Genomic DNA, 25,960 nt, shown 5'->3' with positions numbered 1-25,960 from the left:
ATGTAGCGCGCGGCGCGGAATCCGACAACAAAGGAGGAGACACATCATGCAGGTTTCGAAATGGCTCTCGGCAAGTTCGTTCGCCTTGCTGGCGCTTGCCCCCTTGACGGCAAGCGCCGCCGACTATCCCAATGCGCCGGTGAAATTCGTGGTGGGCTTTAGCCCCGGCAGCACCATCGACACCGTGGCGCGCATCATGGGCGAGGCACTTTCCGCCCGCATGGGGCAAACGTTCGTGGTGGAGAACAAGACCGGGGCCAATGGCATGATCGCCGCCCGCGCCGTGGCGCAGGCCAAGCCTGACGGCTACACCATCCTGGTCAGCAACTCCAGTTCCATTACGGTCAATCCCTTGCTCTACAAGGATATGCAGTACGACCCGTTGAAGGACTTCGCGCCGGTGACCACCGTGGTTTCGGTGCCCTTCATCCTGACGATCAATGTGGAAAATCCGCGCCTGGCCGGCGTGGTCGACGTCAAATCGCTGGTGGACCTGGCGCGCCGCAATCCCAACACCGTCAGCTACGGTTCGGCTGGCAACGGCAACCTGATGCACCTGGCTGGCGCGCAGCTGGCGACCATGTCAGACACGCAGATGCTGCATGTGCCGTACCGGGGCGCGGCGCCGATGGAGGCGGGGTTGATGTCCAAGGAGGTGGATTTCGGCTTCGACACCTTGTCCGGCGTGCCGCTGATCAAGGCGGGCAAGCTGAAGGCGCTTGCTGTGTCCACGGCGCAGCGCTGGCATGACCTGCCCGAGGTTCCCGCAGTGGCGGAACTGGGCTATCCGGGCTTCGACATTTCCTTCTGGGTTGGCATTTTTTCCCCGGCCGGCACCCCGCCCGAGGTGGTCGAACGGCTGAACAAGGAAATTGCCCTGGCAGTCCAGGACCCCGCCGTGCGTGCGCGCCTGGCGCCTCAGGGCAATCCCTTGACGCAATCGCCGCAAGCCTTCCGGCAGAAGATCGCCGATGAACTCAAGCAGAACGAAGCGCTCATCAAGCGCGCCAATATCAAGATCGATTGAGCCGGCGGCAATGGGCCGGTTCGGCAACAGGCAGGAGGGAGCATACGGTGTCCTGGGAAAAAGAACTGCGGGAATTGGCGCTGCGCAAGGAGTTGGCGGCGCGCATGGGCGGCGAGGCGAAAGTGCGCCGGCATCGGGAGGGCGGCAAGCTGCCGGTGCGTGAGCGTATCCAGAAGATGGTCGATGCCGAATCGTTTCGCGAGGTCGGCGCGCTGGCCGGCAGCGGGGAATATGACGATCAGGGTCAGTTGACGGACCTGACGCCGTCGAATCTTCTGATCGGCCGCGCCAAGGTGCAAGGACGGCCGGTCGTGGTGTGCGCCGATGATTTCACCGTGCGCGGTGGCGCCAATGACGGCGCGGTCGGCGACAAGCTGGTGGAGGCCGAGCGCATGGCGCAGGATCTGCGCCTGCCGTTGCTGCGGCTGGTGGATGGCACCGGCGGCGGCGGATCGGTGCGCAACATCGAGATCAAAGGCCACGCCTTGCTGCCCAAGCTGCGCATGTGGCCTCTGATGACTCAAAACCTGGCCACGGTTCCAGTCGTGTCGCTGGCGCTGGGCTCGGTGGCCGGTCTGGGCGCCGCGCGCGTAGCGGCAAGCCATTATTCCGTCATGGTGCGCGAGACCTCGCAGTTGTTCATCGCGGGGCCTCCCGTGGTGGCACGTATCGGTCAGACGCTGGACAAGAATGAACTGGGCGGCAGCGACATCCACACCCGCAATGGCGTGGTGGATGACGAGGCCGACTCGGAAGAAGCTGCTTTTGCGATGGCGCGGCGCTTCCTGTCCTACTTGCCCCGATCCGTGCATGAACTGCCGCCGCGCGCCGAGGGCGGGGGGCGCCCTCGCGGCGAGCAGGACTGGCTGCGCAGCGCCATTCCCGCCGACGCGCGCGCCGTGTACAAGATGCGGCCCATCGTGGATGCGCTGGTGGACGAAGGCTCATTCATGGAGATCGGCCGCCGCTGGGGGCGCGCGATGATCACGGGCCTGGCGCGCATCGACGGTTGGCCGGTGGCGGTCTTCGCCAGCGATCCCTACCACTATGGCGGGGGCTGGGACGGCCCTTCCGCCGAGAAATTCACCCGGCTGCTGGACCTGGCCGAGACCTTTCATCTGCCGGTCGTCAATCTCGTGGATGTGCCGGGCTTCCAGATCGGCCTGAACGCCGAGAAGGCCGGCGCCATGCGCTATGGCGTGCGCGCGCTGAGCGCGGTGGCGCAGTCCACCGTGCCATGGTGCTCGATCATCGTACGCAAGGCGTTCGGCGTGGCGGCTGGCGGCCACCAGAGCGCGGGACGATTCAATTTCCGCTATGCCTGGCCGTCCGCGCAATGGGGGTCGTTGCCGGTCGAAGGTGGATTGGAGGTCGCCTACAAGGCCGAGATCGAGGCCGCGGCGGACCCTGAGGCCAAGATGCGGGAGATCGAGGCGCGGGTACGCGGCCTGACCTCGCCGTTCCGCAGCGCCGAGGCTTTCGTGGTGGAGGACATCATCGACCCGGCCGCCACGCGCAACGCGCTGGAGGAGTTCGTGGAGTTGGTGGCGCCCTTGCGCGAAGCCGGCCCGCGCGCCTTCGGCTACCGGCCTTGATCCGCCACATGGAGCCTCTCATGAAGCGAGTGCTTGTTGCCAACCGGGGGGCTGTCGCCCGCCGCGTCATCCGGGCGCTGCGCGCGCTCGGCATCGAATCCGTGGCGGTCTATTCCGAGGCGGACCGGGATTTGCCTTACCTGAGCGAGGCCGATGTCGCGCTGCCCATCGGCCCGGCGCCGGCGGCGCAGAGCTACCTGAACCGCGACGCGCTGCTGCGGGTGGCGCGTGAGTCCGGCGCCGACGCCTTGCATCCCGGCTATGGCTTTCTTTCCGAGAACGCGGACTTCGCTGAAGCGGTGGAGCAGGCGGGCATGGTCTTTGTCGGTCCGTCCCCGCGCTGGATCCGCATGCTGGGGCACAAAACCCAGGCGCGCGACGCGATGCGGGCGCTGGGCATGCCCATGGCGCCCAGCAGCGCCGTGCTGGGATGCGATCTGGAGGCCGTGCGGCAGGCTGCCGGAACCCTGGGCTATCCGGTGCTGATCAAACCCGCAACGGGCGGGGGCGGCATCGGCATGATTCCCTTGGCCGGCCCGCAGGATGTGGACACCGAATGGGGCCGGGCGCGGCTGATCGCCGAGCGTAGCTTCGGCGGTTCGGACCTGTACCTGGAAAAGTTGCTGCGCGATCCGCGCCACGTCGAGTTCCAGTTCCTGGCCGACCGCCATGGACAACTGCGCTGCCTGTACGAACGCGATTGCTCGACCCAGCGCCGCCATCAGAAGGTGCTCGAAGAGGCGCCTGCTCCAGGCCTGGAACGCGCCGCGCTGCAAGACATGGCCGCACGGCTGGAGGCCATGTTGTCCGGCATGGGCTACGACGTGATCGGCACGGTCGAAATGCTGTACACGCCCGAAACCGGCTTCTCGTTCCTGGAGATCAATACCCGCCTGCAGGTGGAGCACGCGGTGACCGAGTCGGTGACGGGCGTGGATATCGTCGCGGCGCAGCTGCGTCTGGCCGCAGGCGAGCGCATGGCCGATGTGTTGCCGCTGGTGCCGCCCTTGAGCGGCCACGCCATCGAGGCGCGGGTCTATGCGGAGGATCCGGTGCGCTTCCTGCCGTCGCCGGGCGTGCTGCAGGAGTTTGCTCCGCCTGCCATGGCGGGGGTGCGCATCGAAACGGGCTACGCGGCCGGATGCCGCGTTTCCAGTCACTACGACCCCATGCTGGCCAAGGTCATCGCCAGCGCGCGGACCCGCGGGCAGGCGCTGGACCTGTTGAAGGCCGCCTTGGCTCAGTTCCGCGTGGCGGGCGTCAAGACCAACATTCCCTTCGTCCTGCGTCTGCTGGACGACCCTGAGTTCCGTGCGGGCCGCGTCTCCACCGGGATGGTGGCACGCATGCTCGAAGAAGCGCGCGCGACCGCGAACGCCGCATAAATCAAGGAGATGACGATGTTCAAAGTGGAAACCCCCGTAGTCGGCCGTGTGGTCGCCGTAACCGTTCGGCCGGGCCAGCGCGTCGAGGCCGGCGACAGCGTCGCCAAGGTGGAATCGATGAAGATGGAGATCCCCGTCGAGGCCGAGCGCGCGGGTACGGTTGCGCGGGTGCTGGTGGCGGAAGGCGACGAAGTGGAAGAAGGCCAGATCGTCGTGGAACTGGAATGAGATGGCCATGCTGATCCATACCGAACGGATGGAATCGGGGCGCGTGGCGGTGTTGCTGCTGCGCAATCCACCGGTCAACAGCCTGGGTGCGGAGCTGCGGACGCAATTGCATGCGGCGATCGAAGCCGCGCTGGCGGATGCCAGCGTGCGCGCGCTGGTGCTGGCGGGAGACGGTGGATTCTTCTGCTGCGGCGCCGAGATCCGCGAGTTCAATACGCCCATGTCCACGCGCGAACCGACGCTGCGCTCAGTCATCGCATTGCTGGAGGGCGCAACCAAGCCGGTCGTGGCGGCAATGCACGGCGCCGCCCTGGGAGGAGGGTTGGAACTGGCGCTGGGCTGCCACTATCGCGTGGCCCTGGAAGGGGCGTCGCTGGGTCTGCCTGAAGTGAAGCTGGGCGTGCTGCCCGGGGCGGGGGGCACGCAAAGGCTTCCGAGAATCGTTGGCGTCGAGCGGGCGTTGACCATGATCGCGCAGGGCGACCCGGTCGATGCGGCCACGGCAAGGGAATGGGGACTGGTCGACGAGATCTACGGAGACGCGCTGTTGCCACGCGCTGCCGCCTATGCGCTGGCGGTCGCCGACGCGCCGCTGGCTGATCGCAACGTTGGCGCACGCAGGGTGCAGGCGCCGTTGGACTCAGGGGTCTACGACCGCGCGCGCGCGCAGGCTGCCCGCCGTTACCGCGGCTGCGTGGCGCCGCTTGCTTGCGTGGCCTGCGTGGAATACGCGGAAGGCTCGCTGCTGTCAGACGGGCTGGCCTTCGAGCGCGATCGCTTCCTGGAACTGGTCAACGGCAGCCAGTCCAAGGCGCAGCGCCACCTGTTCTTCGCGGAAAGGGCCGCCCTCAGGCTGCCTGCGGACTGGCAGGCCGGCGGCGGCATCGCCACGGTGGGCGTGGTGGGTGCCGGCACGATGGGCGGCGGCATCGCGATGAGCCTGGCCAATGCCGCTGTGGACGTAGTGCTGGTCGAACGCGATGCGCAGGCGTTGGAGCGGGGGTGGTCGGCAATCGGGAAGCACTATGCGGCAACCGTGGCCAAGGGGACACTGTCGGGCGTGCAGGCGCAAGAGCGCCTGGCGCGCATACGCCCCAGCCTGGACATGGCGGCGCTGCGCGACGCCGACCTGGTGATCGAAGCCGCGTTCGAGGACATGAACGTCAAGCGCCAGATTTTCACCGTGCTGGATGGCGTCTGCAAGCCAGGCGCCATACTCGCGTCGAACACGTCGCGGCTGGATATCGACGAGATCGCCGGATACACCAGCCGTCCCGCGCAGGTGCTGGGAACCCATTTCTTCAGCCCCGCCCACGTCATGCGGTTGCTGGAGGTGGTGCAGGGGCGCGCGACCGATGGCGCGGTGGTCGCCACGGTGTTTCGCCTGGCGCGCAAGATGGGCAAGCTGCCCGTGCTGGTGGGTGTCTGCGATGGCTTCGTCGGCAACCGGATGGTCAGCCCCTATACGCGGGAGGCGCATTTCCTGTTGGAAGAAGGCGCGTCGCCATCGCAGGTTGACGGCGCCTTGCAGCGCTTCGGCCTGGCGATGGGGCCCTTGCGCATGGCGGACATGGCCGGCCTGGATATCAGTTGGGCGTTCCGCAAGCGCATGGCGCCCACGCGGCCCGCGCATCTGCGCTACTCGCGCGTGGCCGACCGCCTGTGCGAACAAGGGCGTTTTGGCCAGAAGACGGGTAGCGGGTTTTACCGCTATGAACCTGGCAGCCGGGAGCCGCTGGAGGATCCCGCCGTGCAGGCGCTCATCGAGGCTTGCGCGCGGCAGGACGGCATCAGCCGGCGGGAGGTCTCGGATGATGAGATCGTGCAGCGCACGGTGTACGCGCTCGTCAACGAGGCGGCGCGCATCCTGGACGAAGGCATCGCCGCAAGAGCGTCGGACATCGATGTGATTTACGTCCATGGCTATGGCTTCCCGGCGCACCGGGGCGGTCCCTTGTTCTATGCGGATCAGCAGGGTCTGCCCGCCGTGCTGGCCGCGATCCGACGCTTCCACGAGCAGCACGGCGAACTGTGGCGGCCGGCTCCGTTATTGGAGCGGTTGGCGGCCGAGGGGCGATCCTTCGCGGATTTGTGATGAAAGCGGCGCAGCGCCGCTAACAAAGAAGAATGGAGACACGCATGGTTAACGAACAGAACGACGGCGTCGCGGCTCGCGGCCCGCAAGAACAGTATCTTTCCAGCCTGGCGCAAGGCCGGTTCCAGATCCAGCACTGCGCTTCCTGCGGCGCGCACCAGTTTTTTCCCCGCGTCCTGTGCGTGCACTGCGGCGCGACCGAACTGGAGTGGACCTCGCCGGCCGGCACGGGCACGGTCTATTCCTACAGCGTCGTGCGCCGCAAGCCGGAGGCCGGCGGCGACTACAACGTGGCGCTGATCGATCTGGAGGAAGGCGTGCGCTTGATGAGCCGGGTCGACGATATCGCGCTGGACCGTCTGCGCATCGGCTTGCCGGTGCGTGCGCGGGTACGGCGCGACGACGGCCAGGCGGCGGTGCTGGTGTTCACGCCCGCGGAGGACGCATGATGACGCTGGAGTCGTTGCGCGGCCAGATCGCGATCGCCGGGGTGGGGCATGCTGGCCTGGGCGAAGCCCATGGCTACACCGAGATGGAGGTGCTGGCGCAGGCGGCGGCCCGGGCGGTGGCCGATGCGGGCCTGTCGATGCGGGATATCGACGGCCTGGCGACATGCAGTTCGTCGGCCACCATGTGGAGCATGCCCGTGGCGGAGTACCTGGGGCTGCGGCCGCGCTATATCGAAGCCACGATGCTGGGCGGTTCCAGTTTTGTGTCGCACTTGCTGCCGTCCGTGATGGCGCTGGCCTCGGGGCAGTGCGACGCGGTGCTGGTGTGCTATGGCAGTACCCAGAAGACGGCCGTTTTCGGCCGCAAGGAAGGCGTCAAGGCTCGGACCTTGCTGGATCCGCAGCCTTTCGAGTATCCGTATTCGCCGATGCAGCCGGTCACGTCCTACGCCTTGGCCGCCGCCCGCCATATGCATCAGTACGGCACCACGCGGGAACAACTGGCCGAGGTGGCCGTGGCCGCCAGGGCCTGGGCCAGGCTGAACCCCGAGGCCGCGATGCGTGAACCGCTGTCGATCGAGGACGTGCTGCGGTCGCGCCCGGTCTCGGACCCCTTGACGGTGCGCGACTGCTGCCTGGTAAGCGACGGGGGCGGCGCGTATGTGATGGTGCGCGCCGATCGCGCCCGTCATCTGAAGCAGGCGCCCGTCTACGTGCTGGGCAGCGCCACGGCTGTCTGGAACCGGCAGATCTCGTCCATGGAGGACCTGACCGTCACCGCCGCGGCGGAATCGGGCAAGCGGGCATTGGCCATGGCAGGCCTGGGCATCGCCGACGTGGACGTGGCCGAACTCTATGACGCCTTCACCATCAATACGCTGCTGTTCCTGGAAGACCTGGGCTTTTGCAAGAAAGGCGAGGCTGGCGCCTTCGTGCAGGGAGGCGGCATTGCCCCTGGCGGGCGGTTCCCCGTCAATACCAATGGCGGCGGGCTGTCCTGCGTGCATCCTGGCATGTACGGCATCTTCCTGGTGATCGAAGCCGTGCGCCAGCTGCGCGCCCAGGCGGGAGCGCGCCAGGTTCCCGGGGCCGATATTGCGCTGGTGCATGGCAACGGCGGCACGTTGTCCAGCCAATCGACCGCCATCCTGGGCGGCTCGGCCACGCGTTGAGCGGGCCGCCTTCATCATAGCCAGGGAGAAAGAGCCCATGCTGGACAAGACAGTCGATACGCTGGAGGCCGCGGTGGCGGGCGTGCCGGATGGCGCGGTGATCCTGATCGGCGGCTTCGGCGCCTCGGGCGTGCCGACGGAGCTGGTGTGCGCGCTGCTGGATCAGGGCGCGCGTGACCTCACCATCGTCAACAACAATGCCGGCAATGGCCCGCGGGGCCTGAGCCAGCTGGTGGAAGCGGGACGCGTGCGCAAGATGATCTGTTCCTTCGCGCGTTCGTCCGACCGCAAGAATCCGAATGCGGCGGCCTTCGCGGACGCCTACCGCGCCGGCAGGATCGAGCTGGAGTGCGTACCCCAGGGCACCATGGCCGAGCGCATGCGCGCCGCAGGCGCCGGGCTGGGACCGTTCTTCACGCCCACCGCCTACGGCACGCCACTGGCGGCCGGCAAGGAGACGCGCGTCATAGATGGCGTGGGCTATGTGCTGGAAGCGCCTTTGAAAGGGGACTACGCCTTCGTCAAGGCCCGCGTCGGGGACCGTTGGGGCAACCTGACGTACCGCTACGCGGGCCGCAATTTTTCCCCGGTCATGTGCATGGCCGCCACCACCACGGTGGCGCAGGTCGACGACATCGTGGACCTGGGCGGCATCGCGCCCGAGCACGTCATGACGCCGGGCATCTTCGTCAAGCGGGTGGTGCGGACAGGAGCAGGCCATGGCATTTGAAAAACTCACGCGGCAGCAGATCGCGGGGCTGGTCGCGGCCGATATCGAGGATGGCGCCTACGTCAATCTGGGCATCGGCATTCCCACGCTGGTGTCCGCGTTTCTGCCGCCCGGCCGCGACGTGATCCTGCATACCGAGAACGGCATCGTGGGCATGGGCCCGGGCGACGCGGAGGCGCCGCTGGACCTGGATCTGATCAACGCCAGCAAGGAGCCTGTCACCCTGCTGCCGGGAGCGTCCATCACCGATCACGTGGTGTCGTTCGCCATGATGCGTGGCGGCCATCTGGATTTGACGGTGCTGGGCGCATTCCAGGTGTCGGAACGGGGCGATCTGGCCAACTGGGACACCGGCGCGCCGGGCACGATACCCGCCGTGGGCGGCGCGATGGACCTGGTGGCAGGCGCCCGGCAGGTCTACATCACCATGGAGCACGTGACTAAGGAGGGCCATCCCAAGATAGTGCGCGAATGCTCCTATCCGTTGACGGGCGCGGGCGTCGTGGATCGCATCTATTCCGATCTGGCGATCATCGACGTTTCGCCTGCCGGGCTGTGGGTGAGGGCGATGGTGGCGGGCCTGGATTTCGAGATCTTGCAGGGGCTGACCGGATGCCCGCTGAGGCTGGCCGCCGATTGCCGGGCGCTGACGGTCAGATAGGCATTTCTTCGGATTCTCCCCGTGTTGACACGGGGACTTTTCAATATATAGAATGTTCTTTCAGAAAGAATAAATGTTCTGTCTGTAAGAACAAAAAGAAAGCGGAGAGACAATGGAACCCCTTGCCCAACCTGCCGATGGCGCGCAACTGGCGCAGTGCTTCAGTGCTCGCGCGCTGTCGTTTTCGCGCCAGCGCGAGGTCGATATGGATCTGCTGTTGCGTTTCGGGGCCAGCCCCGTGCTGGTGGGCGTGCGCGGCGGGCGGGTGGTGGCGGCCGCTGCGCCCGTCACAGCCATGCCGTCCTGCGATTTTTCCTTGAGCGCGTCCGCGGATGCCTGGTCGCGCTTCTGGCAGCCGGTGCCGCAGGCAGGCTGGCATGACATCTTCGCACTCAGCAAGCGGCGCGAGCTGGCCATCGAAGGCAATCTCCAGCCGCTGATGGCGCATCTGCAATTCATCAAGGACCTGCTGGCCACGGGCCGGGAGGCGCAAGCATGAGCGCCGCTCTGGAACCCATCGTCGGCCGCTATGTGTCGTTCAACATCGCCGGCAGGAGCAACCGTGTCTACTTCGAAGAGGCGGGCGACGGCATACCGCTGGTCTGTTTGCATACGGCGGGCGCGGACAGCCGGCAATACCGCCACATGATGTGCGATCCCGACATTACCTCGCGTTACCGGGTCATCGCGTTCGACCTGCCATGGCATGGCAAGTCTTATCCCCCCGAAGGTTGGCAGGACGAGGAATACCGGCTTTCCACTGAACTCTACGTGGCAACCATACTCGCCTTTTGCAACGCACTGGCGCTGGATCGGCCCGCCCTGATCGGCTGCTCGATAGGCGGGCGCATTGTGCTGCAGCTTGCCCACCAACATGCCGAGCGCTTTCGCGCGCTGATCGGCGTTGAAGCCGCGGACTTTCAGGAACCCTGGTACGACACCGCCTGGCTGCACCGTGGCGACGTGCATGGCGGCGAGGTTTGCGCCGCCCTGGCGTCCGGCCTGGTTGCACCGCAATCGCCGGCCGCGCATCGGCACGAAACGCTCTGGCAATACATGCAAGGCGGGCCGGGCGTATTCCGTGGGGACCTGTACTTCTATCGCGTCGACGCGGACCTGCGGGGAAAGCTCGAAGGCATCCGCACCGATCTGTGTCCGCTCTATCTGCTGACGGGGGAATACGACTTCTCCTGCACGCCCGAAGACACCTTGCGCACGGCCGCTGGCATCCCCGGCGCGCAGGTCACCGTGATGCGCGAATTGGGACATTTCCCGATGAGCGAAAACCCGCGGCAGTTCCGTCGCTACGTGCTGCCAGTGCTTGACGCCATCGCCCGCCTGTAGAGCGGGCGCAACAGACGGGCAGGCACTGCCCGCGTACTCACAGGAGACATCATGCGTTATCCGATCATTCTGGCTGGCCTCGTTGCTTTGGCATCCGCGTCCACGGCCCAGGCTCAGGAGACCCTGAAACTGGGCGCGCTGGTTACGCTGTCCGGCGCTGGGGCCGCTTGGGGGCAAGGCATGAAGAACGCCGCCGAGGTGGCGGCGGATCAAGTCAATGAAGCTGGCGGCCTGGACGTCGGCGGCAAGAAGTACCGGGTGCAGGTCGTGGCCTACGATGACAAGTATCAGGCCAACGAGGCCTTGACCGTCGCCAATCGCTTGGTGTTCGAGGACAAGGTCCGCTACATCGTCGGGCCGGTCGGATCCGCGCCCGTGCTTGCCATCCAGCCGATTACGGAGAAGAACAAGGTCATTCTGCTGACGCTGGGCTTCACCGCCAAGGCGCTGGCCGCGGACAAGCCCTACACCTTCCGTCCCAACGTGACCACCGCCGAGGTTTCGCAGCCGCAGATAGACTGGCTGGTCAAATCACAGGGGCTGAGCAAGGTAGGCGCTTTGTTCCCCAATGATGAAACCGGACAGCAGATTGCCCTCGATCTGGAGGCGGCATACAAGAAGGCCGGCGCGGCGCTGTCCGCCAAGGAATTCTTCGAGCGCGACCGCGTCGATTTCGTGCCGCTGCTGACCCGCATGATGGCGCGCGGCATCGACGCCATCGAGCTTGACGGCAATTCTCCCGCCACCGCAGGCCTTATCGTCAAGCAGGCGCGCGAACTAGGCTTCGAGGGGCGCATCGTCCGCACGGGCGGACCGGCTACGCAGGAAATCGTGAACGTGGCGGGCAAACAGGCGACCGAAGGCATGCTGGTGCATACGCCGATCGACCCGCAATTGCCCGCCACCAAGGCCTATGCGGACCGCTATGCGGCCAAGTACAAGCACCCGATGAACGGGTTCAGCCCGGCTTTCTACGATGGCACGCAGATGCTGTTCGAGGCCATGCGCCGGGCCGGCAGCGTGGAAGACACCGAGCGCGTCCGTGTCGAAATGGAAAAGCTCGATGGCTTCGAGGGTGCGCTGGGCAAGCTGAGCTGGACCGGGCGGGCCATGTATGGGATCGATCATCAACTTAACGCGCCGTTCTACGTTGCCGAGGTCAAGGACGGCCTCGAGGTGATCCGCGCGCGCTGCACCGTGGCGGAGTGCCGCTAGCGCGGCCCGGGGGAGCGCAACGTGGATTGGAGCATTTTGTTGGCGCAGGCCACGGTCAACGGCTTGATCGTGGGGCTGCTGTACCTGCTGATGGCCGTGGGTTTCACGCTGGTGTTCGGCGTGATGCGGATGGTGAACTTCGCCCATGGCGAGTTCTACATGCTGGGAGCCTTCGGCGCGTACTACCTGACGACCCAGGCGGGCTTCCCGTTCCTGCCGGCCGTGGCCCTGACGTTCGCGCTTGCGGTGGCCGGCGGCGCGGTACTGGAATGGGGCGTGCTGAAGCCATTTCGCCGCGATGAACTCAACGGCATGATCGCGACCATCGGGCTGGCAATGATCCTGCAGAACCTGGCGCTGATGTTCTTCGGTCCGGACCCGCTTTCGATGCCGGCCGTGGCCAGGGGCACCGTGCGCTTGGAAAAACTGGTCGTGCCGCTGTCCCGCGTCTACGTCGTCGTTTTCGCCTTGTTGGCGCTGGCGCTGCTGTATGGGTTCCTGCGCTATTCCCGGCCGGGACGGGCGCTGCGCGCGGTGGTGGAGGATTTCGAGATCGCGGCGATCCAGGGCATCCGCTCGCGCATCTATTACCCGCTGGGTTTCGGCCTGGGCGTGGGGCTGGCGGCGGTCGCGGGCGCGCTGATGGCACCCTTGTTTTCGGTCTCGCCGTTCGTGGGGGCGACGCCGCTGCTCAAGGCTTTCATCGTGGTGATCCTGGGCGGGCTGGGCAGTATTCCGGGCGCGGCGGTGGCGGGTCTGGCCCTGGGGTTGGCGGAAAGCTATGGCAGCCTGCTGTTTGAAAGCAGCACGGCGGACATGCTGATCTTCGCCGTGGTGATCGTGATGCTGGTCGTGCGGCCCAAGGGGCTGCTGGGCCGCGGGGAGGCATAGGCCATGACCGAACTATCGCTTGAATCCGGCTTGCCGCGGCCAGCGCCCCTGCGTTGGCTGTTGTGGGCCATGCTGGCCGCGGCGGCGGCAGCGCCCTGGTTCGCCGGGCCCTTCGTTCAGCATCTGGCGGTGCTGACCTGCCTGAACGTGCTCATCGTCAACGGTCTGGCGTTGATCGCGCGTTGCGGCCAACTGTCGCTGGGGCACGCCGCCTTTGTCGCCATCGGCGCCTATGGCTCGGTGCTGGCGGGACGCTACCTGGGCTGGAGCTTCCTGCCCGCCGCGCTCGCCGGAGTCGCCTTGACGGCGCTGGTTGCGCTGGCTCTCGGAGCGGTGATTCTGCGGCTCAAAGGCGTGTACTTCGTGCTGGTCACGTTCGCGTTCGGCGAGCTGCTGCGCCTGATCCTGCTCGACGGTTCATCGTGGTCGGGCGGCGCCAATGGCATCGCGGGGATAGAGCCTGCCGCGTTGGCGGGCCTGGTGTTCGATTCGCGCGGGCGCTTCTACGGATTGGCGCTGTGCGCTGCGCTGGGCTCGGTGGCGCTGCTAAGCGCCTTGGTGCGACGGCCATTCGGCCATGCCATCGACGCCGTGGCCGACAACCCGGCGCTGGCCGAATCCACCGGCCTGAGCGTGCGCCGCATCCAGCTGTGCGCATTCATTGCGGGCTGCGCACTGGCGGCGGCAGGAGGCGCGCTGCTGGCGCGCTATGTCGGCTACGTGTCGCCGGAATCCTTCAACGCCAGTATTTCCATTGGCTTCATCATCATGCTGGTCATCGGCGGGCGACGTTCGGTGTGGGGAGGCCTGATCGGCGCCATGGTGTTGACGCCGCTGCCTGAACTGTTCCGTGGGGCGGTGCAGACGCAGCATATTTTCTATGGCGCGGCGCTGATCCTCATCCTGCGCTTTCTGCCCGCGGGCCTGGCCAGTTTGCCGGGGCCTTGGCAGGCGCGCCGCCGCAAGGAGTCCCAATGAACCAAGCGCTGCTGCAAGTGCAGGGCCTGTCGCGCAGTTTCGGCGGCCTGGCCGCCCTGAGGGGGCTGAGCTTTTCCGTCGCACAGGGCGAGATCGTCGGCTTGATCGGCCCCAACGGGGCCGGAAAAACCACGGCGTTCAACGTCATCAGCGGCACCATGCCGCCGACCTCCGGCAGTGTGCGGTTCGATGGCCGAGACATTGCCGGCGGTCCACCCAGCCGCGTGGTCGTGCTGGGGCTGGCACGCACATTCCAGTCCACCTCGACCTATCCGGATGTCTCGGTGGCCGAGAACATTCGCCGCGGCATGCTGGCGCGCGCCCGCCATTCGTGGCTGCGCCGCCTGGCGGGGCGCAGCCACGACCTGCTTACCGACGCGCAGATCGCACAGGAAGTCAACCGGCTGTTGAGCCTGCTGGACCTGCAGGCCTGGCGCGATGCGCCGGCAGGGGCGCTGGCCTATGGCTTGCAGAAGAAGTTGGGGATCGCCGTGGCGCTGGCTTGCCGTCCGCGCATGCTGCTGCTGGATGAGCCGGCGGCCGGGCTGAATCATGAGGAATGCAACGAGTTGGGACGGCTGTTGCGCCGCCTGCAGTCGGAAGAGGGGCTGACCATGCTGCTGGTGGAACACCACATGGCGCTGGTCATGGAACTCTGCCACCGCATCGTGGTGCTGGTCCAGGGCGAGAAGATCGCCGAAGGCCATCCGAGAAAACCCCGCCGTCATCGAAGCCTATTTGGGAGCGCCCGATTATGCCCATGCTTGAAGTGCAGGATTTGAGCGTGCGCTACGGCCGGCTGGAGGCTGTGCGCGGTGTCAGCTTCTCGGTGGAGACGGGCCAGATCGTGGCGCTGGTCGGCTCCAACGGCGCGGGCAAGAGTTCGACCCTGAAGGCGCTCATCGGGTTGGCGCCGGTTGCTGGCGGCCGCATTCTCCTCGATGGCCAGGACGTGGCCCGGCAAGGCTCTGCCGCCCGTGTCGCCGCCGGCCTGTCGCTATCGCCAGAGGGGCGCCGCCTGTTCGGCCGCATGAGCGTGTTGGACAACCTGATGGCAGGCGCGCATGCGGTGCGTTCGCGCCCGGCAATACGTCGCCGGCTGGACGAAATCTATGCCCTGTTCCCCAGGGTGCGGGAGCGGCGCTCGCAACTGGCGGGATCGCTGTCGGGCGGAGAGCAGCAGATGGTCGCCATCGGGCGGGCGCTGATGGCGCAGCCGCGGCTGCTGATGCTGGATGAACCCTCGTTGGGCATCGCGCCCAAGATTGTGGCCGAGATCGCCGGCGCCATCGAGCGCATCAACCGGGAAAGCGGCATTGCCATCGTTCTGGTGGAGCAGAACGCCCGCCTGGCGCTGCGCCTGGCTCACCAGGCGCACGCGTTCGAACATGGCGTCGTGGTGCGCAGCGGCAAGGGTTCCGAACTGCTGGAGGATCCGTTCGTGCAGAAAGCCTACTTGGGAGTCTGACATGAACGATCCAAGGTCGGACGTGTTGCCGGAGTATGAGATATACGCCATCCGCTACGCGCGCATGCCGCGTCGGCGGCGCGACAATTTCCTGGGCGGCGATCCCCACGACGCCGACATGCCGATGGACTTCTTCGTCTGGCTGGTGCGTGGCGCCGGACAGGTCGTGCTGGTCGACACCGGGTTCAATGCCGAGACGGCGCGCAAGCGCCGCCGCGAGCTGATCCATTGTCCGATAGCGGCCTTGGCGCCGTTGGGCGTGCGGCCCGAGGACGTTCAGCACGTGGTGCTGACCCATCTGCATTACGATCACGCCGGTAATCTCGATCTTTTGCCGCGGGCGCGCTTCCATGTGCAGGATGACGAAATGGACTACGCGACCGGCCGCTGCATGTGCTTCGAGCCGTTGCGGCATGCCTATGCCGTCGAGGACGTGGTCAGCCTGGTCAGGCATGTCTATGAGGACCGGGTCGTGTTCCACGAGGGCGATTCAACGCTGTTGCCGGGTATCGGGCTGCTGAAGATCGGAGGCCATACCAAGGGCTTGCAGGCCGTGCGGGTATATACGGCGAGAGGCTGGGTGGTGCTGGCATCCGATGCCAGCCACTACTACGAGAACATGGACGCGGGCCGCCCCTTTCCCATCGTCTACAACACCGCGGAGATGTTGTCGGGATACGCCAGGCTGGTCGGTGCTGCACAGTCGGAGGAGCACGTCGTGCCCGGCCATGACCCTCAGGTACTGGAACGCTATCCTTCCTGGCAGGGTTCGCCGCATGTGGCGGCGCTACATCTACCGCCACGGGCGGACTGATTCCAGTCCTGATCTCGCCCGTGGCGCGGGCCGCAAGCCTCAATGGCGGCCGGTTTGCTCCGCGTAATCCATGTACAGCTTGTGCGCGCGGCGGGCCATCGGGCCGTATTCCAGCTGGCGGTCTTCCACGCGGTTCACGTGCACCACCTTGCCGTAGTTGCCGGACGAGAATACTTCGTCGGCTTGCTCGATGTCGGCGCGGGTCAGGCTGCGTTCCTGCACGTCGACGCCGTCAGCCTGCAGCAGGGCCAGCACGCGGCGGCGCGTGATGCCGTTCAGGAAGGTGCCGTTGTCGGCCGGCGTGGACACCACGCCGTTCTTGGCGATCCACAGGTTGCTGGTGGCGAATTCGGCGATGTTGCCCGCGCCGTCCAGCATGATGGCATTGTCGAAGCCCTTTTCAGCGGCTTCGCGGATGGCGCGCTGGCCGTTCGGGTACAGGCAGGACGCCTTGGCGTCGGTGGGCGCCATGTTGGGCCAGGAGCGCGCAAAGCTGGAGAAGCAGGCGGAGAAGCCCTGGTCGCCCGGCATCGGCACCTTGAACACGTGCAGCACGAACTGGGTCTTGTCGGCGTCCGGCAGCAGGAAGCCGTCGGCGCAATAGAACATGGGCTTGATGTAGAGCTCGGTGCCTTGCGGAAACTTGGCCACGGCCTGCAGGCAGAGCTTCTGGATTTCTTCCCAGCCGATCTGGGGCTTCATCAGCATTTTTTCGGCCGAGCGCACCACGCGCTGGCAGTGCAGGTCCAGGTCGGGGGTCAGGCCGCGGAAGGCGCGCGCGCCGTCGAACACCATGCTGGCCATCCAGAAGGCGTGGTCGGCCGGGCCGAGCAGTTTGGGGTTTTCAGTGGTCCAGTGACCGTTGTGCCAGAACAAGGCATCCATGGTTGTCTTCCTTCGCTTGAATTGGGTTGGCGCTATGGGCGCGCCGAAACGTCAGGATACATGAGGCGGCGGCCTGGTCCCGGCTGTCATTCGCGCGCCAGCGCCGCCTGCACGCGGTCGGCCGCCTGCGCCGGCATCCATTGCCGCCAGACGGGGCCGTACTGCTTGAGGAAATAGCGCGCGGCGTCCTCGGGTTCCTTGCCTTCGTTTTCCAGCCAGCCCAGAGTGGCGTCGATGGCGTCGCTGGGCACCGTCAGCTTGCCCAGGAACTCGGCGATCTGAGGCGCCTGTTTCGCGAACGCCGCGTTCATGCCCGTGACCACGGGGTTGGGCTTGAACTCGGTGGGCATGGGATCCGTGCATTTGGGATCGGTCATGCAGGTGTAGGCGGCCTGGTCGAAGGCGGGCAGTTCCAGCTTCACCAGGTCCAGCGCGCCGACCAGCGAGGTGGGCGTCCAGTAGTAGAAGACGATGTCGCGCTTGCGCTTGTAGGCGGACACGATGGCGGCCTTCTGCGCGGCGCCGGAGCCCGGGGCGAACACTGCGAAATCCTTATCGAGCTTGAGGGCGCGCAGCAGGTTTTCGTTCAGGGTGCCGCAGGCCCAGCCCGCCGGGCAGCCGTAGATGCGGCCGCGGCCGGGTTCCTCGGGGTCCGCGAACGCGTCCTTGAAGCGCGCCAGGTCGGCGGCGGACTTCAAGCCAGGATGGCGTTCGACGGTGTAGCGCGGTACGTACCAGCCTTCGCCGGCGTCGTACACGTGACCCACGCCCAGCACCTTGCCGCTGGCCAGGGCCTTCTTCCAGGCGCCTTCGATCTGGCCGGGCCACACTTCCGGGGTGACGTCGACGTCGCCGCGTTGCAGTGCCGCCAGCATGGGCAGGGTCTCGCCGATCTCGACGCTGGTCTTGCAGCCATAGCCGTGCTCCAGCACGTAGCGTTCGATGCCGGCCAGCACCAGGTTGGATTCCCAGTTCAGGCCGCTGAAGCGGACCGGCCGGTCGATTTCGCAGACAGGCGGGGCGGGATCGGCGGCTTGCGCAGCCGCGGGGATGAGAGCGGCGGCCAGCGCCAGGGCGCCAAGGACGGGGGCGAGCGGATGCGGGTTGCGCATGGTCAGGCACCTGTTTGGTTGGGTGCCGTTCATTGTACGGGCGGCTGCGGCCTCGCCCAATGAGAACGGGGCCGCATCATGCGGCCCCGTGTCGGCGACTAGCCGTGGACGCTTCAGGCGCGGGCGGCGCGCCGGCGATTGATGAAGGCGCCGACCTCGCCCACGATGCCGCGGCGGAAGGCCAGCACGCAGATCACGAAGATCAGGCCAATCACGATGGTGACCGATTCACCCAGGCGCAGGAACCAGTCCACGCCGGTCAGGTTGGCCATCATCTGGCCGAAGTCGCCCACCTTGTTTTCCAGCAGCACTACGATGAAGGCGCCAAGGATGGGACCGGTCAAGGTGCCCAGCCCGCCGATCAGCGTCATCAGGATAACCAGGCCGGACATCTGCCAGGTGGCATCGGACAAGGTGGCCGACACGAAGACCAGGGTCTTGGTGGCGCCCGCCAGGCCGGCCAGCGCGGCCGACAGCACGAAGGCTAGCAGCTTGAAGCGGTCGACGTCGTAACCCAGCGAAATGGCGCGCGGTTCGTTCTCGCGCAGCGCCTGCAGCACCTGCCCGAAGGGCGAGTTCACCGCGCGCCAGATGATGAAGTAGCCGATGACGAAGATGGCCATCACCACGTAGTACAGGTTCAGGTCCTTGGACAGGTCGATCAGCCCGAACAGCGTGCCGCGCGGCACGCTTTGCAGGCCGTCCTCGCCGCCGGTGAACTTCGCCTGGAGGAAGAAGAAGAACACCATCTGCGACAGCGCCAGGGTGATCATGGCGAAGTAGATGCCGCTGCGGCGGATGGCGATGGCGCCCATCGCCAGGCCCAGCAGCGCCGCCACGGCCACGCCGAACAGCAGGCCGATCTCGGTGGGAAAGCCCCAGACCTTGAGCGCGTGGCCGGTGGCGTAGGCCGCGCTACCCAGGAAGGCGGCGTGCCCGAACGACAGCAGCCCGGTGAAGCCCAGCAGCAGGTTGAATGCGCAGGCGAAGAGCGCGTAGCACATGATCTTCATGGCGAAGATCGGATAGACCCCGACAAAGGGAAGAATGGCCACCACGACGGCCAGTACCGCATAGCCCAGGAATTGACGATTCATTTTTCTTTTCCGAACAGCCCGGCCGGGCGGATCAACAGAACGATGGCCATGATGATGAACACGACCGTGCTGGAGGCCTCGGGCCAGAACACCTTGGTCAGTCCTTCGACCACACCCAGGCCCAGACCGGTCACGATGGCGCCCATGATGGACCCCATGCCACCGATCACGACCACGGCGAACACGACGATGATGAGGTTGGAACCCATCAGAGGGGAAATCTGCAGCACGGGCGCGGCCAGCACGCCGGCAAAGCCCGCCAGCGCCACGCCGAAGCCATAGGTCAGGGTGATCATGCGGGGCACGTTCACGCCGAAGGCTTCGACCAGGCGCGGGTTTTCGGTGCCGGCGCGCAGCAGGGCGCCCAGGCGGGTGCGTTCGATGACGAACCAGGTGGCCAGGCACACCACCAGGGAGGCCGCCACGACCCAGCCGCGGTAGTTCGGCAGGATCATGAAGCCCAGGTTGGTGGCGCCGCGCAGCGCGTCGGGCGTGGGGTAGGGCTGGCCCGATACGCCGTAGAAGCTGCGGAACAGGCCTTCGATGAGCAGCGTCAGGCCGAAGGTCAGCAGCAGCCCGTAGAGGTGGTCGAGCTTGTACAGGTGCCGCAGCAACAGCTTTTCTATGATGATGCCGAACAACCCGACGATCAGCGGCGCCAGGATCAGCATGACCCAGTAGTTCAACCCGAAGTACGACAGGCCCATCCAGGCGACGAACGCGCCCAGCATGTAGAGCGCGCCGTGCGCGAAGTTGATGACGTTCAGCAGCCCGAAGATGACGGCCAGCCCGAGCGACAGCATGGCGTAGAAGGAGCCGTTGACCAGGCCTAGCAATAGCTGGCCGAACAAGGCCTGTATGGGGATGCCGAAAATGTCAGTCATCTTATGAAAATCCTGCGCGTACGGATGGAAGCGAGCTAATCAAAACGCGGCCCGGCGGGTAGATTCGCCGGGTCGCGTCTGGGGCACGTGGGCTGGCTTATTTCTTGACCAGCTTGCAGGTGGACTCGGACAACTTGGTGTAGACCTCGTCGCCGGGCAGCGTCGCCACGACCTTGTAGTAGTCCCACGGAGCCTTGGATTCGGCCGGGGTCTTGACCTGCATCAGGTACATGTCGTGGATCATGCGGCCGTCTTCGCGCACATAACCGCCTTGCGCAAAGAAGTCGTTGACCTTGTTCGACTTCATCCACTTCATCACGGCATCGCCGTCGTCCGAGCCTGTGGCCTTGATGGCGTTCAGGTAGAAGGCCGTGGCGGAGTAGTCGCCCGCCTGCAGCATGGAGGGCTTGCGGCCGACCTTGGCTTCGAACTTCTTGGACCAGGCGCGCGAGGCGTCGGATTGGTCCCAGTACCAGCCGTCGGTCAGGTACATGCCTTGCGTGGCTTGCAGGCCCAGCGCGTGCACGTCGTTGATGAAGACCAGCAGGCCGGCCATCTTCATCGTCTTGGTCACGCCGAATTCATTGGCGGCCTTGATCGAGTTGATGGTGTCGCCGCCGGCGTTGGCCAGGCCCAGGATCTGCGCCTTGGAGGCTTGCGCCTGCAGCAGGAAGGACGAGAAGTCCGACGCGCCCAGCGGCGCCCGCACCTGGCCCTTGACTTCGCCGCCCGCGGCCTTGACCACGGCCACGGTGTCGCGCTCGAGCGCGTGGCCGAAGGCATAGTCGGCAGTCAGGAAGAACCAGCTCTTGCCGCCGTCCTTCACCACGGCCGAGCCGGTGCCGCGCGCCAGGGCCACGGTGTCGTAGGCGTAGTGCACGGTGTAGGGCGAGCATTGGGCGTTGGTCAGGTCCGACGCGCCCGCGCCGATGGCGATGAAGGGCTTCTTCTTCGCGGCGGCCACGCCGGCCATGGCCAGGCTGGTCGACGAGTTGGTGCCGGCGATGATGACGTCCACCTTCTGCTCGTCGAACCATTCGCGCACGCGCGCCGAGGCCACGTCGGCCTTGTTCTGGTGGTCGGCCGACACGACTTCGATCTTCTTGCCGTTGATCGAACCGCCGGCATCCTCGATTGCCATGCGCACGGCTTCCAGACCGGCCTTGCCGTCGATGTCGGAATACACGCCCGACATGTCAGTGATGAAGCCGATGCGGATGACATCGTCGGAGATACCTTGCGCGTGGGCGGTTGCCCCTGCAAATCCCAGGCCCGCCATGGCCAGTGCAGCAGTGATGGTGTGCAGCTTCATGGGATGACTCCTCTCTTCCCTACGGTGTAGTGTTGCCGGATTTCCGGCGGATGACACAGGTTCTAGACGCCCAGCAGTTCGTTGAGCGTGTCCTGTTTCTCTGAAAGTTCTGCGGCTTCGAAGTGCTCGACGATCTGGCCATGCTCCATGACATAGAAGCGGTCGGCCAAGGGCGCTGCGAAGCGGAAGTTCTGCTCCACCATGACGATGGTGTAGCCGCGCTGCTTCAGCGCCGTGATCATGCGCGCCAGCGCCTGCACGATGACAGGGGCGAGGCCTTCGGAGATTTCGTCGAGCAGCAGCAGGTTGGCGCCGGTGCGCAGGATGCGCGCCACGGCCAGCATCTGCTGTTCGCCGCCAGACAGGCGCGTGCCGGGAGAATTCCGGCGCTCCTGCAGATTGGGGAACATGTCGTAGATCTCGGCCAGCGACATGCCGCCGCCCAGCGAGCCCACGACCGGAGGCAGCAGCAGGTTCTCTTCGCAGGACAGGCTGGCGAAGATGCCGCGTTCCTCGGGGCAGTAGCCCACGCCCAGATGGGCGATCTTGTAGGTGGGCAGATCAATGGCTTCGGTGCCGTGGATGCGTACCGAGCCCTTGCGCGATCCCGTCAGGCCCAGGATGGCCCGCAGGGTGGTGGTGCGCCCGGCGCCGTTGCGTCCGAGCAGCGTGACCACTTCGCCTTGTCCAACGCGCATATCCACGCCGTGCAGGATATGCGATTCCCCGTACCAGGCCTGCAGGCCCGAAATTTCGAGTGCCGGGGTGCTCATGCGTGCGCTCCTTGAAGTTCGCCCTCGGTGGTGCCCATGTAAGCCTGCATCACGGCCGGATGGCGGGAGACTTCGGCGTACGATCCTTCGGCCAGCACGCTGCCGCGCGCCAGCACAGTAATGGTGTTGGCGATGGAGGACACGACATTCATGTTGTGTTCCACCATCAGGATGGTGCGCCCGGCGCTGACGCGCTTGATCAGTTGCGTGACGCGGTCCACGTCCTCGTGGCCCATGCCCTGCGTGGGTTCGTCCAGCAGCATCAGCTCGGGTTCCATCGCCAGCGTGGTGGCGATTTCCAGTGCGCGCTTGCGGCCGTAGGGCAGGTTGACGGTGGTTTCGTCGGCGAAGGAGCCCAGGTCCACCTGGTCCAGCAGGGCGCGCGCGGGCTCTTCAAGCGCAGCCAGCTGCTTGTCGCTTTTCCAGAAGTGGAAAGACAGGCCGGTCTTGCGCTGCAGGCCGATACGCACGTTCTCCAGCACGGTCAGGTGCGGGAACACCGCCGAGATCTGGAATGAACGGATCACGCCGCGCCGCGCGATCTGCGCGGGCCGCTCGCCGGTAATGTCGATACCGTTGAACTTGATGGTTCCCGACGTGGGAGAAAGAAACTTGGTAAGCAGGTTGAAGCAAGTGGTCTTGCCCGCGCCGTTAGGCCCGATCAAGGCATGAATCTCGCCCCGCTTGATACGCAAATCGACCCCATTGACCGCGACGAATCCGCGGAATTCCTTGGTGAGGCCTTTTGTCTCCAGGATCGTGTCGTCCATGTTCGCTGCACCGGCGTTGTATTTATTTCGGTCTCCACCTGCCGTCGTTGCGCCAGGTCCCCGCAGGGTCTGGAAAACTGTTGAGGAAATCGCAGTTTTCTTATGAGTTGCCGGCGAGTATGCGCACCTATTTATCAAAATTCCATGAGGGTTTGTCATAGGTTTTGCAGTGCGGCAAGGGCAATTGTCGGCAGGCCGACAATGCTTGCGCCACAAGGGAAGAGAGCCTTTCCATAATGGAAACGCAATGCAGCAAATACGCGTTGATCGTCATCAACGTGTCATGCATTTCAGAGCCAGGGAAAACCCGGTTTGCCGCGCGCCGATGCCGTGACGGCGCATAAGCTCATGCGCCGTCAGGCAGGCGTCTTCTGCTTGAATTCGCAGAGATCGGAAATGCCGCATTGAGGGCATTTGGGTTTGCGCGCCACGCAGACGTAGCGGCCCAGCAGGATCAGCCAGTGGTGCGCGTCCTGCATGTATTCGCGTGGCACGAACTTCTCGAGTTTCTGTTCGACTTCCAGCACGTTCTTGCCGGGCGCGATGCCGGTGCGGTTCGACACGCGGAAGATGTGCGTGTCCACCGCCATCGTGGGTTGCCCGAACGCGGTGTTGAGCACCACGTTGGCGGTCTTGCGTCCCACGCCGGGCAGGGCTTCGAGCGCCTCGCGCGTCTGCGGCACTTCGCCGCCGTGCTGCTCGATCAGGATCTTGCAGGTGGCGATGGTGTTCTTCGCCTTGGTGCGGTACAGGCCGATGGTCTTGATGTAATCCGCCAGGCCTTCTTCGCCCAACGCCAGCAGGGCCTGCGGCGTGCCGTAAGCGGGGAAGAATTTGCGCGTGGCGATGTTGACCGATTTGTCGGTCGCCTGCGCCGACAGCAGCACCGCGATCAGCAACTGGAACGGCGTGTCGTATTCGAGCTCGGTGGTCGGGTGCGGATTGGCGGCCTGCAGGCGGGCGAAGATCTCTCGGCGTTTGGCTGCGTTCATGATTGCGTGGGGTTGCGGCGGGCCCGTGCGCGGGCCAGCGCGGATTCAATGGCGGAGCGCTTGCGGTCCTCGTTGCGCGCTTCGTCGGCGGCGGGAGCGGGTGCGCTGGGCGCGGCGGTGGGCTCGGGCGCCATCAGGCGCACGTTGTCGGCGGCCAGGCGTTCCGTGCGCGCCAGATGGCTGCGGTGGCGCTGGCGGCTGATGGCGGCATCCTGCGATCCCCAGGCGCGGCCTGCCGGCACCATCTGGATGCAATCGACCGGACAGGGCGCCACGCACAGGTCGCAGCCGGTGCACCAGTCGGCCAGCACGGTATGCATATGTTTGTTGGCGCCCACGATGGCGTCCACGGGACAGGCCTGGATGCACAGCGTACAGCCGATGCAGTGCGCTTCGTCGATGCGCGCGACCAGCAGCGGACCGGGTTCGCCGCGGCTGGCGTCCAGCGGCAGGACGGGGGCGTCGAGCAGGGCCGCCAGCGCGGCGATGCCTTCATCGCCTCCCGGAGGGCAACGGTTGATCGGGGCGGAGCCGTCCGCGATGGCGTCGGCATAGGGCCGGCAGCCGTCGTATCCGCACTTGGTGCATTGCGTCTGGGGCAGCAAGGCATCGATGCGGTCGGCTAATGAGCGACAGGACATTAGGATGTGAAGAAGAAATCGTGGGACGGGGGCGCGAAAGACAGAAGCCAGGGACCCAAATGCAGATCGCGCGCAACCCATCAAACAGCAGTGATATTTCTAGCCACCGCTATTTGATGGGTTGCGCGCGTCGGAGGTCCGGGTCTTAGTCCGGCTTGACTCGCGCTACACCCATCCTACGCAGATTGCCGGATGAATTCGGCAATTTTAGGACAGATCATTTCGCGCCAGCGGCGGCCCGAGAAAATGCCGTAGTGGCCGCAGTTGGGCGCCGTGTAGTGCGTCTTGCGTTCGGCCGGGATGTTCTTGCACAGCTTGATGGCGGCGCGGGTCTGGCCCTGGCCCGAGATGTCGTCCAGTTCGCCTTCGATGGTCAGAAGGGCGACCTTCTTGATGTCCGCCGGGCGCACCAGCTTGCCGTCCACTTCCCAGGTGCCGTTGGGCAGCTGGAATTCCTGGAACACCATGCGGATCGTGTCCAGGTAGAACTCGGCCGGCATGTCCAGCACGGCGTTGTATTCGTCGTAGAAGCGGCGATGCATTTCGGCGTCGCTATCGTCGCCGCGCAGCAGGTCCAGGTAGAAGTCGTAGTGCGACTTCATGTGGCGGTCGGGATTCATGGCCATGAATCCCGCGTGCTGCAGAAATCCCGGGTAGACCTTGCGGCCGGCGCCCGGATAGCGCGGCGGCACCGGATGGATGACCTGGTTCTCGAACCAGCTGTAAGGCTTGGTCGTGGCCAGGCGGTTCACCTGCGTGGGCGACTGGCGCGGGTCGATGGGACCGCCCATCATCACCATGCTGCGCGGCTGGCAGGGATCGTTGGCGGAGGCCATCAACGAGACGGCGGCCAGCACCGGCACCGTGGGCTGGCACACGGAAATGACGTGCACGTCCGGGCCCAGGTGGCGGATGAAGTCCTGCACGTAGCGCACGTAGTCGTTCAGATGGAACGGACCGGCCGACAGCGGCACCATGCGGGCGTCGACCCAGTCGGTGACGTAGACGTCATGGGCGGGCAGCAGGGCGCGCACGGTGTCGCGCAGCAGGGTGGCGTGGTGGCCCGACAGCGGCGCGACCAGCAGGACCTTGGGGTCGTCCTGGCCCGCGTGGCGGACGTCGCGCTGGAAGTGCAGCAGGCGGCAGAAGGGCTTGTCCATGGCCACGCCTTCGATGACGCGGACGGACTTGCCCTGGATCTTGGTGGCGGGCAAATTCCAGGCAGGCTTCTGGTATTCCTTGCCGATGCGGGTCATCAGCTCATACCCGGCCGCCATCTGGCGGGAAATCGGGGTATAGGCGAGAGGGCTGTAGGGGCTGGAAAACAGCTGGGAACCGGCGTCCGTGAATGCAGCGAACGGAGTCAGGAAGGCGCGCTGCATTTCGTGCAATTGATACAGCATTTGAGAAAAGTCCTTCTGGGTCGTGCGTGTGTCCCGATT

27 protein-coding genes and 1 pseudogene are annotated in these 25,960 nt (G+C 65.7%); 18 read left to right on the top strand and 10 right to left on the bottom strand.

Annotated elements, in window-relative coordinates; translation table 11 throughout:
- The first annotated feature begins 46 nt into the window (after nt 1-46).
- From FOC84_RS05135 to FOC84_RS05055, 18 genes and pseudogenes are all read left to right on the top strand, one after another.
- Nucleotides 47-1,027, top strand: a complete 981-nt coding sequence (locus FOC84_RS05135; RefSeq protein WP_173143468.1) for a Bug family tripartite tricarboxylate transporter substrate binding protein — start codon at nt 47-49, stop codon at nt 1,025-1,027.
- 47 nt (nt 1,028-1,074) lie between these two features.
- Nucleotides 1,075-2,622 carry an acyl-CoA carboxylase subunit beta gene (locus tag FOC84_RS05130; protein WP_173143467.1) on the top strand — a complete coding sequence of 516 codons (1,548 nt, stop codon included), beginning with the start codon at nt 1,075-1,077 and terminating at the stop codon, nt 2,620-2,622.
- Between the two features lie 20 nt (nt 2,623-2,642).
- Complete coding sequence (locus FOC84_RS05125; RefSeq protein ID WP_173143466.1) at nt 2,643-4,007, top strand: acetyl-CoA carboxylase biotin carboxylase subunit; 1,365 nt, start codon at nt 2,643-2,645, stop codon at nt 4,005-4,007.
- Between the two features lie 15 nt (nt 4,008-4,022).
- The gene (locus FOC84_RS05120; RefSeq protein WP_173143465.1) at nt 4,023-4,235 is read left to right on the top strand and encodes an acetyl-CoA carboxylase biotin carboxyl carrier protein subunit; all 213 of its coding nucleotides are present in this window, start codon (nt 4,023-4,025) and stop codon (nt 4,233-4,235) included.
- 7 nt (nt 4,236-4,242) lie between these two features.
- A complete protein-coding gene (locus FOC84_RS05115; RefSeq protein WP_173143464.1) occupies nt 4,243-6,330 on the top strand; it encodes a 3-hydroxyacyl-CoA dehydrogenase NAD-binding domain-containing protein in 2,088 nt (695 codons plus the stop codon).
- 44 nt (nt 6,331-6,374) lie between these two features.
- Complete coding sequence (locus FOC84_RS05110) at nt 6,375-6,779, top strand: Zn-ribbon domain-containing OB-fold protein (protein ID WP_173143463.1); 405 nt, start codon at nt 6,375-6,377, stop codon at nt 6,777-6,779.
- Entirely contained in the window at nt 6,779-7,951 is a 1,173-nt protein-coding gene (locus FOC84_RS05105) for a thiolase (protein WP_173149962.1), read from the top strand. The genes FOC84_RS05110 and FOC84_RS05105 overlap by 1 nt, the downstream gene beginning before the upstream one ends.
- Nucleotides 7,952-7,988: 37 nt before the next feature.
- A complete protein-coding gene (locus FOC84_RS05100; RefSeq protein ID WP_173143462.1) occupies nt 7,989-8,681 on the top strand; it encodes a 3-oxoacid CoA-transferase subunit A in 693 nt (230 codons plus the stop codon).
- Nucleotides 8,671-9,342, top strand: coding sequence for a 3-oxoacid CoA-transferase subunit B (locus tag FOC84_RS05095; RefSeq protein ID WP_173143461.1), 672 nt, complete (start codon nt 8,671-8,673; stop codon nt 9,340-9,342). Before FOC84_RS05100 ends, FOC84_RS05095 begins: the two co-directional genes overlap by 11 nt.
- Before the next feature lie 112 nt (nt 9,343-9,454).
- Entirely contained in the window at nt 9,455-9,841 is a 387-nt protein-coding gene (locus FOC84_RS05090; RefSeq protein ID WP_173143460.1) for a hypothetical protein, read from the top strand.
- Nucleotides 9,838-10,686 (top strand): alpha/beta fold hydrolase, encoded by an 849-nt coding sequence (locus FOC84_RS05085; protein WP_173143459.1) that lies wholly within the window; start codon nt 9,838-9,840, stop codon nt 10,684-10,686. The genes FOC84_RS05090 and FOC84_RS05085 overlap by 4 nt, the downstream gene beginning before the upstream one ends.
- Nucleotides 10,687-10,737: 51 nt before the next feature.
- On the top strand, nt 10,738-11,901 hold the full coding sequence (locus tag FOC84_RS05080; RefSeq protein ID WP_173143458.1) for an ABC transporter substrate-binding protein: 1,164 nt from the start codon (nt 10,738-10,740) through the stop codon (nt 11,899-11,901).
- A gap of 21 nt (nt 11,902-11,922) precedes the next feature.
- Complete coding sequence (locus FOC84_RS05075) at nt 11,923-12,792, top strand: branched-chain amino acid ABC transporter permease (protein WP_173143457.1); 870 nt, start codon at nt 11,923-11,925, stop codon at nt 12,790-12,792.
- 3 nt (nt 12,793-12,795) lie between these two features.
- Complete coding sequence (locus FOC84_RS05070) at nt 12,796-13,770, top strand: branched-chain amino acid ABC transporter permease (RefSeq protein ID WP_173143456.1); 975 nt, start codon at nt 12,796-12,798, stop codon at nt 13,768-13,770.
- A pseudogene (locus FOC84_RS33535) lies at nt 13,767-14,249 on the top strand (ABC transporter ATP-binding protein); the annotation flags it as partial. The gene FOC84_RS05070 and the pseudogene FOC84_RS33535, both read left to right, overlap by 4 nt.
- Before the next feature lie 226 nt (nt 14,250-14,475).
- Entirely contained in the window at nt 14,476-14,538 is a 63-nt protein-coding gene (locus FOC84_RS33530) for a hypothetical protein (protein ID WP_367949497.1), read from the top strand.
- A complete protein-coding gene (locus FOC84_RS05060; RefSeq protein WP_173143455.1) occupies nt 14,525-15,238 on the top strand; it encodes an ABC transporter ATP-binding protein in 714 nt (237 codons plus the stop codon). The genes FOC84_RS33530 and FOC84_RS05060 overlap by 14 nt, the downstream gene beginning before the upstream one ends.
- A 1-nt stretch (nt 15,239) precedes the next feature.
- Nucleotides 15,240-16,052, top strand: a complete 813-nt coding sequence (locus FOC84_RS05055; protein WP_173143454.1) for an N-acyl homoserine lactonase family protein — start codon at nt 15,240-15,242, stop codon at nt 16,050-16,052.
- Nucleotides 16,053-16,091: 39 nt separating this feature from the next.
- On the opposite strand, the gene FOC84_RS05050 is transcribed toward FOC84_RS05055, so the two are convergent.
- From FOC84_RS05050 to FOC84_RS05005, 10 genes are all read right to left on the bottom strand, one after another.
- Nucleotides 16,092-16,937 carry a branched-chain amino acid aminotransferase gene (locus FOC84_RS05050; RefSeq protein WP_173143453.1) on the bottom strand — a complete coding sequence of 282 codons (846 nt, stop codon included), beginning with the start codon at nt 16,935-16,937 and terminating at the stop codon, nt 16,092-16,094.
- Between the two features lie 86 nt (nt 16,938-17,023).
- Nucleotides 17,024-18,049 (bottom strand): ABC transporter substrate-binding protein, encoded by a 1,026-nt coding sequence (locus FOC84_RS05045; protein ID WP_173143452.1) that lies wholly within the window; start codon nt 18,047-18,049, stop codon nt 17,024-17,026.
- Nucleotides 18,050-18,162: 113 nt separating this feature from the next.
- Entirely contained in the window at nt 18,163-19,146 is a 984-nt protein-coding gene (locus tag FOC84_RS05040; RefSeq protein ID WP_173143451.1) for a branched-chain amino acid ABC transporter permease, read from the bottom strand.
- A complete protein-coding gene (locus FOC84_RS05035; protein WP_173143450.1) occupies nt 19,143-20,030 on the bottom strand; it encodes a branched-chain amino acid ABC transporter permease in 888 nt (295 codons plus the stop codon). The genes FOC84_RS05040 and FOC84_RS05035 overlap by 4 nt, the downstream gene beginning before the upstream one ends.
- A gap of 97 nt (nt 20,031-20,127) precedes the next feature.
- Nucleotides 20,128-21,342, bottom strand: coding sequence for an ABC transporter substrate-binding protein (locus FOC84_RS05030; protein ID WP_173143449.1), 1,215 nt, complete (start codon nt 21,340-21,342; stop codon nt 20,128-20,130).
- Nucleotides 21,343-21,404: 62 nt separating this feature from the next.
- Nucleotides 21,405-22,115 (bottom strand): ABC transporter ATP-binding protein, encoded by a 711-nt coding sequence (locus FOC84_RS05025; protein WP_013392192.1) that lies wholly within the window; start codon nt 22,113-22,115, stop codon nt 21,405-21,407.
- A complete protein-coding gene (locus tag FOC84_RS05020) occupies nt 22,112-22,885 on the bottom strand; it encodes an ABC transporter ATP-binding protein (protein ID WP_173143448.1) in 774 nt (257 codons plus the stop codon). Before FOC84_RS05020 ends, FOC84_RS05025 begins: the two co-directional genes overlap by 4 nt.
- Nucleotides 22,886-23,241: 356 nt before the next feature.
- Nucleotides 23,242-23,877 carry an endonuclease III gene (nth, locus tag FOC84_RS05015; protein ID WP_054450563.1) on the bottom strand — a complete coding sequence of 212 codons (636 nt, stop codon included), beginning with the start codon at nt 23,875-23,877 and terminating at the stop codon, nt 23,242-23,244.
- Nucleotides 23,874-24,518, bottom strand: coding sequence for an electron transport complex subunit RsxB (rsxB, locus tag FOC84_RS05010; protein ID WP_173143447.1), 645 nt, complete (start codon nt 24,516-24,518; stop codon nt 23,874-23,876). Before rsxB ends, nth begins: the two co-directional genes overlap by 4 nt.
- A 176-nt stretch (nt 24,519-24,694) precedes the next feature.
- Nucleotides 24,695-25,921, bottom strand: a complete 1,227-nt coding sequence (locus FOC84_RS05005; protein WP_173143446.1) for a polyhydroxyalkanoate depolymerase — start codon at nt 25,919-25,921, stop codon at nt 24,695-24,697.
- Nucleotides 25,922-25,960 lie beyond the last annotated feature (39 nt).

It is taken from the genome of Achromobacter pestifer, from assembly GCF_013267355.1.
GTDB lineage: Bacteria > Pseudomonadota > Gammaproteobacteria > Burkholderiales > Burkholderiaceae_B > Achromobacter > Achromobacter pestifer_A.
The sequence above is the reverse complement of the archived record's forward strand: the minus strand, read 5'-3'. Positions and strand labels throughout refer to the sequence as shown.